This window comes from Streptomyces sp. NPDC012769 (genome assembly GCF_042901205.1).
Taxonomy (GTDB): Bacteria; Actinomycetota; Actinomycetes; order Streptomycetales; family Streptomycetaceae; genus Streptomyces.
Map to the genome: position 1 here is coordinate 428,431 of NZ_JBIBCP010000004.1, position 12,606 is coordinate 441,036.

The window sequence follows — 12,606 nt, forward strand, 5'->3', positions numbered from 1 at the left end:
AAGAAGCATGACCAGCGGCCCGGTTGGGCCGTGCAGAGATTGCAGAAGATTCCTGGGGGTCGGCCCCCAGACCCCCTAAGAAACTTCGGGCCCAACAAGGAGAGCAGGGAACCCAGATGGCGGAGCTCACGATCCGGCCGGAGGAGATCCGGGACGCGCTGGAGAACTTCGTCCAGTCGTACCAGCCGGACGCGGCCTCGCGCGAGGAGGTCGGCACGGTCAGCCTGGCCGGCGACGGTATCGCGAAGGTCGAGGGTCTTCCCTCGGCCATGGCGAACGAGCTGCTGAAGTTCGAGGACGGAACCCTCGGCCTCGCGCTGAACCTGGAAGAGCGCGAGATCGGTGCGATCGTCCTCGGCGAGTTCAGCGGCATCGAGGAGGGACAGTCGGTGCAGCGCACCGGCGAGGTCCTCTCCGTCGGTGTCGGTGAGGGATACCTGGGTCGCGTCGTCGACCCGCTCGGCAACCCGATCGACGGTCTCGGCGAGATCGCGACCGAGGGCCGCCGCGCCCTCGAGCTGCAGGCGCCCGGCGTCATGCAGCGCAAGTCGGTCCACGAGCCGATGGAGACCGGTTACAAGGCCGTCGACGCCATGACCCCGGTCGGCCGTGGTCAGCGTCAGCTGATCATCGGTGACCGCCAGACCGGCAAGACCGCCCTGGCCGTCGACACGATCATCAACCAGCGCGACAACTGGCGCTCGGGCGACGTGAACAAGCAGGTCCGCTGCATCTACGTCGCCGTGGGTCAGAAGGGCTCCACCATCGCGTCCGTGCGCGCGGCCCTCGAAGAGGCTGGTGCGCTCGAGTACACGACGATCGTCGCCGCCCCGGCGTCCGACCCGGCCGGCTTCAAGTACCTCGCCCCGTACACCGGCTCGGCCATCGGCCAGCACTGGATGTACCAGGGCAAGCACGTCCTGATCGTCTTCGACGACCTGTCGAAGCAGGCCGACGCCTACCGCGCCGTGTCGCTGCTGCTGCGCCGCCCGCCGGGCCGTGAGGCCTACCCGGGTGACGTCTTCTACCTGCACTCCCGCCTGCTCGAGCGCTGCGCCAAGCTCTCGGATGAGCTGGGTGCCGGTTCGATGACCGGTCTGCCGATCGTCGAGACCAAGGCCAACGACGTCTCGGCGTTCATCCCGACCAACGTCATCTCCATCACGGACGGCCAGTGCTTCCTGGAGTCCGACCTGTTCAACGCCGGTCAGCGTCCGGCCCTGAACGTCGGTATCTCGGTCTCCCGTGTCGGTGGCTCCGCCCAGCACAAGGCGATGAAGCAGATCTCCGGCCGTCTCCGCGTGGACCTGGCCCAGTTCCGTGAGCTGGAGGCGTTCGCCGCCTTCGGTTCCGACCTGGACGCCGCGTCGAAGGCGCAGCTGGAGCGCGGTCAGCGCATGGTCGAGCTGCTGAAGCAGCCGCAGTACCAGCCGATGGCCACGGAGAACCAGGTCGTCTCCATCTGGGCCGGCACCACCGGCAAGATGGACGACGTCCCGGTCGCCGACATCCGTCGCTTCGAGGCCGAGATGCTGGCGTACCTGCGCCAGAACCACTCGGGCCTCATGACCTCCATCCGTGAGGGCGGCAAGATGTCGGACGACACGCTGCAGTCCGTCGCCGACGCGATCGCGGAGTTCAAGAAGCAGTTCGAGACCTCTGACGGCAAGCTGCTCGGCGACGACGCCTCCGCCGTCAACGTCTCGAAGTGACGACGGAAGGGACCTGACTCATGGGAGCGCAGCTCCGGGTCTACAAGCGTCGCATCAAATCCGTCACCGCGACGAAGAAGATCACCAAGGCGATGGAGATGATCGCCGCCTCGCGCGTCGTCAAGGCGCAGCGAAAGGTGCAGGCGTCGACCCCGTACGCCACCGAGCTCACCCGCGCGGTGACCGCGGTGGCCACGGGCGCCAACGACAAGCACCCGCTGACCACCGAGGCGGAGAACCCGACCCGCGCCGCGGTCCTGCTCCTCACGAGCGACCGCGGTCTGGCCGGCGCCTTCAACTCCAACGCCATCAAGGCGGCGGAGCAGCTCATCCGGAAGCTGGAGGGCGAGGGCAAGGAGGTCGACATCTACGTGGTCGGCCGCCGTGGCGTCGCACACTTCAACTTCCGTGAGCGCAAGCTGGCCGACACGTGGACCGGCTTCACGGACGAGCCGTCGTACGCGGACGCCAAGAAGATCGGCGAGCCGCTGATCGAGGCGATCGAGAAGGAAACGGCCGAGGGCGGCGTGGACGAGCTCCACATCGTCTACACCGAGTTCGTCTCGATGATGACGCAGACGGCGGTCGAGGCCCGGCTGCTGCCCCTCAGCCTCGACGAGGTGGCGAAGGAGGCCGGCCAGCAGGACACGCTTCGTCCGCTGTACGACTTCGAGCCGTCGGCGGAGGACGTCCTCGACGCCCTGCTTCCGCGCTACGTCGAGAGCCGGATCTACAACGCGCTGCTTCAGTCCTCGGCCTCGAAGCACGCCGCCACGCGGCGCGCGATGAAGTCGGCGACCGACAACGCGGGTGAGCTGATCACCAACCTCACCCGACTTGCCAACGCGGCCCGCCAGGCCGACATCACCCAGGAAATCAGCGAGATCGTCGGTGGCACCGCAGCCCTGGCCGACGCGACCGCGGGGAGTGACAAGTAATGACGACCACTGTTGAGACGGCCGCCGCCACGGGCCGCGTCGCCCGGGTCATCGGCCCGGTCGTCGACGTGGAGTTCCCCGTCGACGCGATGCCGGAGATCTACAACGCGCTCAACGTCGAGGTTCCGGACCCGACCGGTGAGGGCACCAAGACGCTGACCCTCGAGGTCGCGCAGCACCTCGGTGACGGCATGGTCCGCACCATCTCCATGCAGCCCACCGACGGTCTGGTGCGCCAGGCCGTCGTGACCGACACGGGTTCCGCCATCACGGTCCCCGTCGGTGACGTCACCAAGGGCAAGGTCTTCAACACCCTGGGCGAGGTTCTCAACGAGGACGCGTCCACGGTCGCGAACGCCGAGCGCTGGGGCATCCACCGCAAGGCCCCGGCCTTCGACCAGCTCGAGTCCAAGACCGAGATGTTCGAGACCGGCCTGAAGGTCGTCGACCTTCTCACCCCGTACGTCAAGGGTGGAAAGATCGGTCTGTTCGGTGGTGCCGGTGTCGGCAAGACCGTTCTGATCCAGGAAATGATCATGCGTGTGGCGAAGCTGCACGAGGGTGTGTCGGTCTTCGCGGGCGTCGGCGAGCGCACCCGTGAGGGCAACGACCTCATGGTCGAGATGGAGGAGGCCGGCGTTCTCGACAAGACCGCGCTGGTCTTCGGCCAGATGGACGAGCCCCCGGGCACCCGTCTGCGCGTGGCCCTCGCCGGTCTGACCATGGCGGAGTACTTCCGCGATGTGCAGAAGCAGGACGTGCTGTTCTTCATCGACAACATCTTCCGCTTCACCCAGGCCGGTTCCGAGGTGTCGACCCTGCTCGGCCGTATGCCCTCCGCGGTGGGCTACCAGCCGAACCTGGCCGACGAGATGGGTCTCCTCCAGGAGCGCATCACCTCGACCCGTGGTCACTCGATCACCTCGATGCAGGCGATCTACGTCCCCGCCGACGACCTCACCGACCCGGCGCCGGCGACCACCTTCGCCCACCTCGACGCGACGACGGTTCTCTCCCGTCCGATCTCCGAGAAGGGCATCTACCCGGCCGTGGACCCGCTGGACTCCACGTCCCGGATCCTGGACCCGCGTTACATCGCGCAGGACCACTACGACACCGCCATGCGGGTCAAGGGCATCCTGCAGAAGTACAAGGACCTCCAGGACATCATCGCGATCCTCGGTATCGACGAGCTGAGCGAGGAGGACAAGCTCGTTGTCCACCGCGCCCGGCGTGTCGAGCGCTTCCTGTCCCAGAACACCCACGCGGCGAAGCAGTTCACCGGTGTGGACGGTTCGGACGTTCCGCTCGACGAGTCGATCTCCGCGTTCAACGCGATCTGCGACGGAGAGTTCGACCACTTCCCGGAGCAGGCCTTCTTCATGTGTGGTGGTCTCGAGGACCTCAAGAAGAACGCCAAGGAGCTCGGCGTCTCCTGAGCCCCGTGCTCGCCTGAGGGGGGCGGGATCGGTCCCGCCCCCCTCTTCACGCCCACTAGAATTGATCCCAACACCCGGCAGCACCGCCGGGTGGTGACCCGAGGAGCCAACCTTGGCTGCTGAGCTGCACGTCGAGCTGGTCGCCGCTGACCGGAGTGTCTGGTCCGGCGAGGCCACCCTGGTCATCGCGCGTACCACCTCCGGCGACATCGGCGTCATGCCCGGTCACCAGCCGCTGCTCGGTGTGCTGGAGTCGGGCCCGGTGACCATCCGTACGAGCGAGGGCGGCACGATCGTGGCCGCTGTCCACGGCGGATTCATCTCCTTTGCCGACGACAAGCTGTCTCTGCTCGCGGAGATCGCCGAGCTGGCGGACGAGATCGACGCCCAGCGTGCCGAGCGCGCGCTGGAGCGCGCCAAGGGCGAGGAGGACGCCGCCGCCGAGCGGCGCGCCGAAGTCCGGCTGCGCGCGGTAGCGGTCCGCTAGCGGACCGCGCCGAGAGCCAGCCCTCAGCCGCGGCACGGATGGAATTTTCCAGCCCGTGTCGCGGCTGAGGCGATGCATATGCAGGTTGTATTCGGTCAGGCCGGGTCCACCGGTTACGGGAAGCGGCGAGGAGGTCGGTGAAGATGTTCCTCGCGCTGCTTGTCTGCGGGCTGGTCGTCGCACTGGTGGTGATCGGGCTCTTCGTCTTCGGCTTGCGCCGCAGACTGATCCAGCGGGCCGGCGGCACCTTCGACTGTTCCCTGCGCTGGAACGTGCCGGAGACGCCGGACTCCACCGGCAAGGGCTGGGTGTACGGGGTCGCCCGTTACAGCGGTGACGAGATCGCCTGGTTCCGTGTCTTCTCGTACGCGCCCCGCCCCCGCCGCATCCTGGAGCGCTCGGCCATCGAGGTCCTGGAGCGCCGGATGCCGGAGGGCGAGGAGGAGCTGGCCCTGCTGTCGGATTCCGTGATCCAGGGCTGTCTGGTGAAGGGCACCCGCCTGGAGCTGGCGATGAGCGAGGACGCGCTCACCGGCTTCCTTGCCTGGCTGGAGGCGGCGCCGCCAGGGCAGCGGGTGAATGTCGCCTGATCATGCCGTCCGACCCTCTCTCTGATCTTTCTGTACGGCCCGGTGAGTGCCATGTGTGGACCGCCCGGGCCGTTTCCGTTTCCCCGGACCGCGTCCGGCTGCTCGACGACCGCGAGCGCCGGGTGTACGGGTCGCTGCTGCGCGAGGCCGACCGCGCGTCGTACCTGACCGCGCACGCTCTGCTGCGGCTGGTCCTGGGCGAGGCCCTGGGCCGTGATCCGGCGGGGCTCGTCTTCTCCGCCGGGCCGCACGGCAAGCCGTACCTGGAGGACGCTCCGGTGGAGTTCTCGCTCTCGCACTCGGGGGAGCGGGTGGCCGTGGCGCTGACCTCGGGCACCCCGGTGGGGGTGGACGTGGAGCGGGTCACCGATCTGGCCGAGCTGCCGCTGCCGGTGCTGTCCGGCGAGGAGCGGGCGGTGTTCGATCGCGTGCCGGGCCCGGAGCGGGCGGCGGCCTTCACCGCGTACTGGGTGCGCAAGGAGGCGGTCCTGAAGGCGACCGGGGAGGGGCTGCGGGTGGATCCCGCGCGGCTCACCGTCTCGGCCCCCGACCGGCCGGCGGAGCTGCTCGGCTGGCGGGGGCGGGACGGCGTACAGCCGCACCCGCCGGTGCGGCTGTACGACGTGGACGCGGGGGAGGGGTACCGGGGGGCCGTCGCCCTGCTGGGGGACGCGGCCCACCGGATCGTTCCTCGGACGGTCAGTTCAGTCCGCTGTTGAGGGCGCCGACCAGCTCGCCGTTCGAGGTGTCGCCGCTGAACTCCCAGAAGAAGGCGCCGCCCAGGCCCTGGTTCTTGGCCCAGCCCATCTTCGAGGTGACGGTGGCGGGGGTGTCGTAGCTCCACCAGTTGGTGCCGCAGTGGGCGTAGGCGGTGCCGGCGACGGTGCCGTTGGCCGGGCAGGAGTTCTTCAGGACCTTGTAGTCCTCGATGCCCTGCTCGTAGGTGCCGGCGGCGGGTCCGGTGGCGGTGCCGCCGGGCTCCTTCTGCGTCACTCCGGTCCAGCCGCGGCCGTAGAAGCCGATGCCGAGGAGCAGCTTGTTCGCCGGGACGCCCTTCGCCTTGAACTTGGCGATCGCCTCGGCGGAGTTGAAGCCCGCCTGCGGGATGCCGGGGTAGGAGGTGAGCGGGGAGTGCGGGGCCGTCGGGCCCTTCGCCGCCCAGGCGCCGAAGAAGTCGTACGTCATCACGTTGAACCAGTCCATGTACGGCGCGGCGCCCGCGTAGTCGGTGGCGTCGATCTTGCCGCCGGCGGAGGCGTCGGCCGTGACGGCCGCGGTGACCAGGTTGTTGGCGCCGAACTTGGCGCGCATGGCCTGCATCATGTTCTTGAAGGCGTTCGGGCCGCTGGTGTCACAGGACAGGCCGCAGGCGTTGGGGTACTCCCAGTCGAGGTCGATGCCGTCGAAGACGTCGGCCCAGCGCGGGTCCTCCACCAGGTCGTAGCAGGACTGGGCGAAGGCGGTCGGGTTCTGCACGGCCTGGCCGAAGCCGCCGGACCAGGTCCAGCCGCCGAAGGACCAGAGGACCTTGATGTGCGGGTAGGCCTTCTTCAGCTTGCGCAGCTGGTTGAAGTTGCCGCGCAGCGGCTGGTCCCAGGTGTCGGCGACGCCGTCGACGGACTGGTCGGCGGTGTAGGCCTTGTCGTAGTCGGCGTAGGCGTCGCCGATGGTGCACTTGCCGCCGGTGACGTTGCCGAAGGCGTAGTTGATGTGGGTGATCTTCGAGGCGGACCCCGAGGTCACGATGTTCTTGACGTGGTAGTTGCGGCCGTAGACGCCCCAGTTGGTGAAGTAACCCATCTTCACCGTGCCGCCGGGCTGGGGGTTGCCCCCGCCGCCGCCGGTGGTGCGCACGGAGACGGCGCCGCTGGCCGGACCGGTCTGGTCGGCGGTGTCGCGGGCGACGACGGTGTAGCTGTAGTCGGTGCCCGCGGTCAGTCCGGTGTTGGTGTACGTCAGTCCGGTGACGGTGGCGACGGTGGTGCCGTCGCGCTTGACGTCGTAGTTCTTGACGCCCTTGTCGTCGGTGGCCGCGGTCCAGGTGAGCTTCACGGAGGTGTCGGTGACGCCCGAGGCCACGGGTGTGCCGGGGGCGGAGGGGGCGCTGTCGCCGGGCTGGGTGGACCCGTCGCAGGAGCCGCCGTTGACCTTGCAGCCGCTGGGCGAGCCGGAGCCGCTGCCGTTGAAGCCGAAGGAGACGGTGGCGCCGGGGGCGAGGGTGCCGTTCCAGCCGACGTTCTTGGCGGTCCAGTGGGTGCCGGAGCCGGTGACGGTGGCGTCCCAGGCGGAGGTGACCGCGGTGCCGGAGGGGAAGTCCCACTCCACGGTCCAGGAGGAGAGGGTGGTGGTGCCGGTGTTCTTCACCGTCCACTTGCCCTCGAAGCCGGAGCCCCAGTCGGAGACCCTGGTGTACGTGGCGGTGGCGGAGGTGGCCGCCTCGGCGGGGGCGGCGAGGCCGACCATGGCGGCCAGGGGCAGGACGAGGGCGGTCAGACCGGCGGCGGCCCGGTGTCTGAACCCTGTTCTGCGCGTCGGTGCTTGAGTGCTCAACGGTGCTCCTCAAGTTGCGGACGGACAAGGTGGGGGTGGTCCGTGGAGATGCGCGCGCCCCGCGAGCGTAGGAAGGTCTGGACCAATCGTCAAGAGGTCCAGACCAACGTCACCCGGTCGTGACTAGAGCCCCAACTCCCTTGCCAGGACCGCCGCTTGCACCCTGCTTCGCAGCTCCAGCTTGCCGAGCACCTTCGACACATGGGTCTTCACGGTCGCCTCCGCCATCTCCAGACGCACCGCGATCTCCGCGTTGGACAGCCCCGCGCCGAGCGCCGCGAGCACCTCCCGCTCCCGGGGCGTCAGCGCGTCGACGGCACCGGACGCCGCGGGGACCGGCCGGCTCGGCGCCGCGAACTCGGCGATCAGCCGCCGGGTCACCGCCGGGGCGATCAGGCCCTCGCCGCGCGCCACCGTCCGCACCGCCTCCACCAGGTCCCTGGCGTCGGTGTTCTTCAGCAGGAAGCCCGCCGCGCCCGCGCGCAGCGCCCCGAACACGTACTCGTCGAGGTCGAAGGTGGTCAGCACCAAGACGTCGGCGAGCCCTTCCGCCACCACCTGCCGGGTCGCCGCCACCCCGTCGAGCCGCGGCATCTGCACGTCCATCAGGACCAGATCCGGACGCAGTTCACGGGCCAGCTCCACCGCCCGCTCGCCGTCCGCCGCCTCGCCCACCACCTCGATGTCGGGCGCGCTGCCCAGGATCAGCACGAGCCCGGCCCGTACCGCGCTCTGGTCCTCCGCGACCACGATCCGGATCGTCATGCCTCCGGTGTCCTCTCCTCGGCGGGCAGCACGGCCCGCACCTGCCAGATCTTCGTCCCGTCCCCGTTCGGCACGGGCCCCGCCTCGAACTCCCCGCCGAGCAGCGCCACCCGCTCGCGCATGCCGACCAGACCGGCCCCCGAACCCGGCGCGCGAGGGCCGGGACGGTCCCCGAACGGGCTGGTCACCCGTACCGTCAGCACCCGGTCGTCGCGGGCGAGACGCACCACGACCGGGCCGGCCGGGGCGTGCTTGAGGGCGTTGGTCAGGGACTCCTGCACGATCCGGTAGGCGGCGAGCTCGACCGGCGCCGGCAGCGGCTCCCCGCCGTCCTCGCGGCCGTCGTCGAGGGCGAACGTCAGCCCGCTGGACGTGCCGTTCGTCCGGGCCTGTGCGACCAGCGCGTCCAGGCCCGCCAGCGTGGGGGCCGCCGCGGGCTCGGCGTCGCCGCTGCTGTCCCGGAGCAGGCCGATCAGCCGCCGCATCTCGTCCAGGCCCGCCACGCTGTTCTCCCGGATCACGCCCAGTGCCCGCCGCGTGGTGTCCGGGTCGTCCAGCGAGAGCGCCGCCGTGGAGTGAATGGCGATCGCCGAGAGGTGGTTGGCCACCATGTCGTGCAGCTCGCGGGCCATCCGGGCGCGCTCGGCGACCACCGCCTGGGTGCGGTCCATCTCGGCGAGCAGCGCGGTCTGTTCGGCGCGCAGCCTGGCCGCCTCGGCGGCCTGGCGGTGGTTGCGCACCACGGCTCCGGTGAGGGCGGGCAGGAAGCAGACGATGCCGCTGGCCACGCCGATCAGCAGCGCGTAGGCGTTCTGCCACCAGACCAGGAAGCCGATGGTGATGCCGACGGTGATCAGCCCGGTCGTGTACGGGATGCGGCGGGCCGAAGCGGGCGTCCCGTACACCACGGCGGCGTAGACGACGTCCGTGAACATCAGGATGGTCAGCACATTGCCGTAGGTGAACTCGTTCGCCACGACGGTGAGGGTGCCGACCAGCAGCGCGGTGCGCGGCAGGGACCGGCGGACCGTCTCCGCCGCGGTCATGACCAGGAGCGGCACCAGTGGTGCCCACCGCGTCTCGATCAGGGCCTCGGTCTTGACCACCATGCCGAAGCCCCACAGCAGCAGGCCGAAGGCCAGGCCACCGGCGGCGATGAGCAGGTCGACGCGGTGCGGGCGGGGGAGTCTCACCCCCTCATCCAACACGCTGCCGGCCGACCGGACGTCGCCGTCGGGGCCGATCCGCGGCGCGCCGCCCCTCCGTCGAAGGATGTAGACGTGGTTCGTCGGTCGCGACGACGAAACGGGCCGCGGGGCACGGGAGGCTGGGAGGGACAACGGGGGAGACCGGAAGGAGCCTGGTCGTGATCGTCACGCTCATCGTCGTCTGCGAGGTCGGATTCTGGGTGCTGCTGGCCGCCGGCCTGGCCGCCCGCTATCTGCTGAGGATGCCGCGTACCGGCCTCGCGCTGCTGTTGTGCGAGCCGCTGCTCGAGGTCCTGCTCCTGGTGGTGACCACGATCGATCTGAAGAACGGCGCCGACCCGAGCTGGCGGCACGGGCTGGCCGCCGTGTACATCGGCTACACCGTCGGCCACGGCCACCGCACCGTGAAGTGGCTCGACGGTCACGCCGCCCACCGTCTCGGCGGCGGCCCTCCGCCGGTGAAGCCGCCGCGCTACGGCATGGCGCGCGCCCGCCACGAGGGCGCGGTCTGGCTGGGCTCGGTGACGGCAGCGGCCGTGGCGTCCGGGCTGCTGCTGCTCGCGTCCTGGTACGTCGGCGACACCGGCGACACGTCCTCGCTGCGGATGTGGATGTACGGGGCCTGGCGGGCCGTCGGCATCCACGGCCTGATCGCGCTCAGCTACGCGATCTGGCCGAAGAAGGAGCCGGTGAAGAAGGAGCCGGTGAAGAAGGAGCCGGTGGGGAAGGGGACCGGGAAGGACTCAGCGGTCCCCGCCCGGGACCCACAGGACGTCCCCGACCTCCTGGTTGGCGGTCCGCGCAAGGATGAAGAGCAGGTCTGAGAGCCGGTTGAGGTACGTGGCGGTCAGCGGGTTCATCGTCTCCCCGTGCACCTCCATGGCCGCCCAGGTCGAGCGCTCCGCGCGCCGGACCACCGTGCACGCCTGGTGCAGCAGCGCCGCACCGGGCGTGCCGCCGGGCAGGATGAAGGAGCGCAGCTTCTCGAGCGGCTCCAGGAAGCGGTCGCAGTCCGCCTCCAGCTTGTCGATGTAGGTCTGCTCCACCCGCAGCGGCGGGTACTTCGGATCCTCGACCACGGGCGTGGACAGGTCCGCGCCCACGTCGAACAGGTCGTTCTGGACGCGGACGAGGACCTTCACGACCTCCTCGTCGAGCTGCCCGAGGGCGATGGCCGTGCCGATGACGGCGTTGGCCTCGTTGGCGTCGGCGTAGGCCGAGATCCGCAGATCGGTCTTGGCGGTCCGGCTCATGTCGCCGAGGGCGGTGGTGCCCTGGTCGCCGGTGCGGGTGTAGATGCGCGTCAGATTGACCATGCCACCAGCGTAGTTACGCCCCGGCCTTCCGGAAGGCGCGTGTGCCGATGGTCACGGCGAGCGCCGTGAGTCCGAGCGCGACGAGGACGCCGTACAGCATCGCCGGGGTCGCGTACCGCCCGACGTACGCGTCCCGCACCGCGTCCACCAGATAGCGGAACGGCATCAGGCGGGAGAGCGCGTCGAGCCAGCCGGGCGCGAGCGCCATCGGCAGCATCAGGCCGGACAGCAGCATCGAGGGCATCGCGAGCGCGTTGATCACGGGGCCGAACTCCTGCGGGGTGCGGACCTTCATCGCGAGCACGTACGAGAGGGAGGCCAGCGCGAAGGTCAGCAGGGCGACGAAGCAGAATCCGATCAGGATCCCCGTCACCGGTGCCCGCAGCCCCATCACCAGGGCGGCCAGGACCAGCAGCACGGCCTGGAACACGAAGAGCGAGGCGTCCCGCAGCACCCGCCCGAGCAGCAGCGCGAGCCGGCTGACCGGGGTGACGCGCATCCGCTCCACCACGCCCCAGTTCTTCTCCATGATCAGCGAGAAGCCGGCGAACGAGGCGCCGAAGAGACCGAGCTGGAGCAGCAGACCGGGGACGAGGACCTGCCAGGAGTCGCCCTCGCGACCGAGGGGCAGGCCGGTGAGCAGGGGCCCGAAGAAGAGCAGGTACATCAGCGGCATCAGCACGCCGAAGAGGATCTGGAACGGGGAGCGCAGGGTCTGGCGGGCGTAGCGCCCGAAGACGAGCGCCGTGTCGTGGAGAAGCAAGGCGGGTCCTATACGGCGACGGGAACGGGGTCGGTGGGGGCCGGGCCGCGCCCGGTGACGGCGAGGAAGGCGTCCTGGAGGGTGGTGACGCCGTGCTCCGCCTTGAGGGCGGCCGGGCTGCCCTCGGCGACGACGACGCCCCGGTCCACGATCACCAGCCGGTCCGCGAGCGCGTCGGCCTCGTCGAGGTAGTGGGTGGTGAGCACCACGGTGGTGCCGTGGTCGTCGCGCAGCCGGCGTACGAGCGCCCACAGGTCGGCCCGGCTGCCCGGGTCGAGCCCGGTCGTCGGCTCGTCGAGGAAGAGCACCTCGGGCCGGTGGGTGAGGCCCATCGCGAGGTCGAGGCGGCGGCGCTGGCCGCCGGAGAGGGCGGCGGTGGAGCGGTCGAGGAGCTCGGTGAGGTCGAGTTCCCGGGCCAGCTCCTCGGCCCGGGCGGCGGCCGCGGCCTTGGACAGCCGGTAGAGCCGTCCCTGGGTGACGAGTTCGGAGCGCACGGTCTCCTGCGGGTCGACGCCGCCGGACTGGGCGACGTACCCGATCCGGCGTCGTACGGCGGCGGGGGCGGCGAGCAGGTCGTGGCCCGCGACGGTGGCGGCGCCGCCGGTGGGCGGCAGCAGCGTGGTGAGCATGCGCAGGGTGGTGGTCTTGCCGGCGCCGTTGGGCCCGAGGAGTCCGAGGATCTCGCCGGGCCGCACGGTGAGGTCGATGCCGCGCACCGCCTCCACGGGGCCGTTCTTGGTGAGGAAGGTCCGGGAGAGCCCGGCCGTACTGATGATGGGCATGGTGACCACAAAAACAGAGTCTTTGAAATTTTGCAACGCCTCCAAGAATTCAGGGG

At 70.1% G+C, this 12,606-nt stretch carries 13 protein-coding genes; 7 read left to right on the plus strand and 6 right to left on the minus strand.

From position 1 onward, the window contains the following. The first annotated feature begins 116 nt into the window (after positions 1 to 116). The 6 genes from atpA to ACFY7C_RS23250 all read left to right on the plus strand — a co-directional run bounded on the left by atpA (position 117) and on the right by ACFY7C_RS23250 (position 5,885). Entirely contained in the window at positions 117 to 1,712 is a 1,596-nt protein-coding gene (atpA, locus tag ACFY7C_RS23225; protein ID WP_389653783.1) for a F0F1 ATP synthase subunit alpha, read from the plus strand. 20 nt (positions 1,713 to 1,732) lie between these two features. Then, positions 1,733 to 2,650 (plus strand): F0F1 ATP synthase subunit gamma, encoded by a 918-nt coding sequence (locus ACFY7C_RS23230; RefSeq protein WP_389653785.1) that lies wholly within the window; start codon positions 1,733 to 1,735, stop codon positions 2,648 to 2,650. Beyond that, positions 2,650 to 4,089, plus strand: a complete 1,440-nt coding sequence (gene atpD, locus ACFY7C_RS23235; protein WP_389653787.1) for a F0F1 ATP synthase subunit beta — start codon at positions 2,650 to 2,652, stop codon at positions 4,087 to 4,089. Before ACFY7C_RS23230 ends, atpD begins: the two co-directional genes overlap by 1 nt. A gap of 112 nt (positions 4,090 to 4,201) precedes the next feature. Beyond that, positions 4,202 to 4,576, plus strand: a complete 375-nt coding sequence (locus ACFY7C_RS23240) for a F0F1 ATP synthase subunit epsilon (protein ID WP_389653789.1) — start codon at positions 4,202 to 4,204, stop codon at positions 4,574 to 4,576. A 143-nt stretch (positions 4,577 to 4,719) separates the two neighbouring features. Further along, positions 4,720 to 5,166 carry a DUF2550 domain-containing protein gene (locus tag ACFY7C_RS23245; RefSeq protein WP_389654475.1) on the plus strand — a complete coding sequence of 149 codons (447 nt, stop codon included), beginning with the start codon at positions 4,720 to 4,722 and terminating at the stop codon, positions 5,164 to 5,166. Between the two features lie 53 nt (positions 5,167 to 5,219). Further along, positions 5,220 to 5,885: a 4'-phosphopantetheinyl transferase family protein gene (locus ACFY7C_RS23250; protein WP_389653791.1), complete on the plus strand. Its 666-nt coding sequence runs from the start codon at positions 5,220 to 5,222 to the stop codon at positions 5,883 to 5,885. On the opposite strand, the gene ACFY7C_RS23255 is transcribed toward ACFY7C_RS23250, so the two are convergent. The 3 genes from ACFY7C_RS23255 to ACFY7C_RS23265 form a co-directional block, all read right to left on the minus strand. Next, a complete protein-coding gene (locus tag ACFY7C_RS23255) occupies positions 5,866 to 7,716 on the minus strand; it encodes a glycosyl hydrolase family 18 protein (RefSeq protein ID WP_389653793.1) in 1,851 nt (616 codons plus the stop codon). The two genes, ACFY7C_RS23250 and ACFY7C_RS23255, sit on opposite strands and share 20 nt — an antisense overlap. Before the next feature lie 123 nt (positions 7,717 to 7,839). Then, complete coding sequence (locus ACFY7C_RS23260) at positions 7,840 to 8,481, minus strand: response regulator (RefSeq protein ID WP_389653795.1); 642 nt, start codon at positions 8,479 to 8,481, stop codon at positions 7,840 to 7,842. Further along, on the minus strand, positions 8,478 to 9,674 hold the full coding sequence (locus tag ACFY7C_RS23265) for a sensor histidine kinase (protein WP_389653797.1): 1,197 nt from the start codon (positions 9,672 to 9,674) through the stop codon (positions 8,478 to 8,480). Before ACFY7C_RS23265 ends, ACFY7C_RS23260 begins: the two co-directional genes overlap by 4 nt. A gap of 173 nt (positions 9,675 to 9,847) precedes the next feature. Here ACFY7C_RS23265 and ACFY7C_RS23270 point away from each other — a divergent pair, with 173 nt between their 5' ends. Then, positions 9,848 to 10,513, plus strand: a complete 666-nt coding sequence (locus ACFY7C_RS23270) for a hypothetical protein (protein WP_389653799.1) — start codon at positions 9,848 to 9,850, stop codon at positions 10,511 to 10,513. On the opposite strand, the gene ACFY7C_RS23275 is transcribed toward ACFY7C_RS23270, so the two are convergent. The 3 genes from ACFY7C_RS23275 to ACFY7C_RS23285 are packed head-to-tail and all read right to left on the minus strand — an operon-like array spanning position 10,433 to position 12,550. Continuing rightward, on the minus strand, positions 10,433 to 11,005 hold the full coding sequence (locus ACFY7C_RS23275) for a cob(I)yrinic acid a,c-diamide adenosyltransferase (RefSeq protein ID WP_389653801.1): 573 nt from the start codon (positions 11,003 to 11,005) through the stop codon (positions 10,433 to 10,435). The two genes, ACFY7C_RS23270 and ACFY7C_RS23275, sit on opposite strands and share 81 nt — an antisense overlap. 13 nt (positions 11,006 to 11,018) lie before the next feature. After that, positions 11,019 to 11,768, minus strand: coding sequence for an ABC transporter permease (locus ACFY7C_RS23280; RefSeq protein WP_389653803.1), 750 nt, complete (start codon positions 11,766 to 11,768; stop codon positions 11,019 to 11,021). A gap of 8 nt (positions 11,769 to 11,776) precedes the next feature. Further along, complete coding sequence (locus ACFY7C_RS23285; RefSeq protein ID WP_389653805.1) at positions 11,777 to 12,550, minus strand: ABC transporter ATP-binding protein; 774 nt, start codon at positions 12,548 to 12,550, stop codon at positions 11,777 to 11,779. Positions 12,551 to 12,606 lie beyond the last annotated feature (56 nt).

Coding starts and splice junctions, on each gene's coding strand:
- ACFY7C_RS23275 (WP_389653801.1), bottom strand. CDS start 11,005: ATGGTCAATCTGACGCGCATCTACACCCGCACCGGCGACCAGGGCACC.
- atpD (WP_389653787.1), top strand. CDS start 2,650: ATGACGACCACTGTTGAGACGGCCGCCGCCACGGGCCGCGTCGCCCGG.
- ACFY7C_RS23245 (WP_389654475.1), top strand. CDS start 4,720: ATGTTCCTCGCGCTGCTTGTCTGCGGGCTGGTCGTCGCACTGGTGGTG.
- atpA (WP_389653783.1), top strand. CDS start 117: ATGGCGGAGCTCACGATCCGGCCGGAGGAGATCCGGGACGCGCTGGAG.
- ACFY7C_RS23230 (WP_389653785.1), top strand. CDS start 1,733: ATGGGAGCGCAGCTCCGGGTCTACAAGCGTCGCATCAAATCCGTCACC.
- ACFY7C_RS23285 (WP_389653805.1), bottom strand. CDS start 12,550: ATGCCCATCATCAGTACGGCCGGGCTCTCCCGGACCTTCCTCACCAAG.
- ACFY7C_RS23260 (WP_389653795.1), bottom strand. CDS start 8,481: ATGACGATCCGGATCGTGGTCGCGGAGGACCAGAGCGCGGTACGGGCC.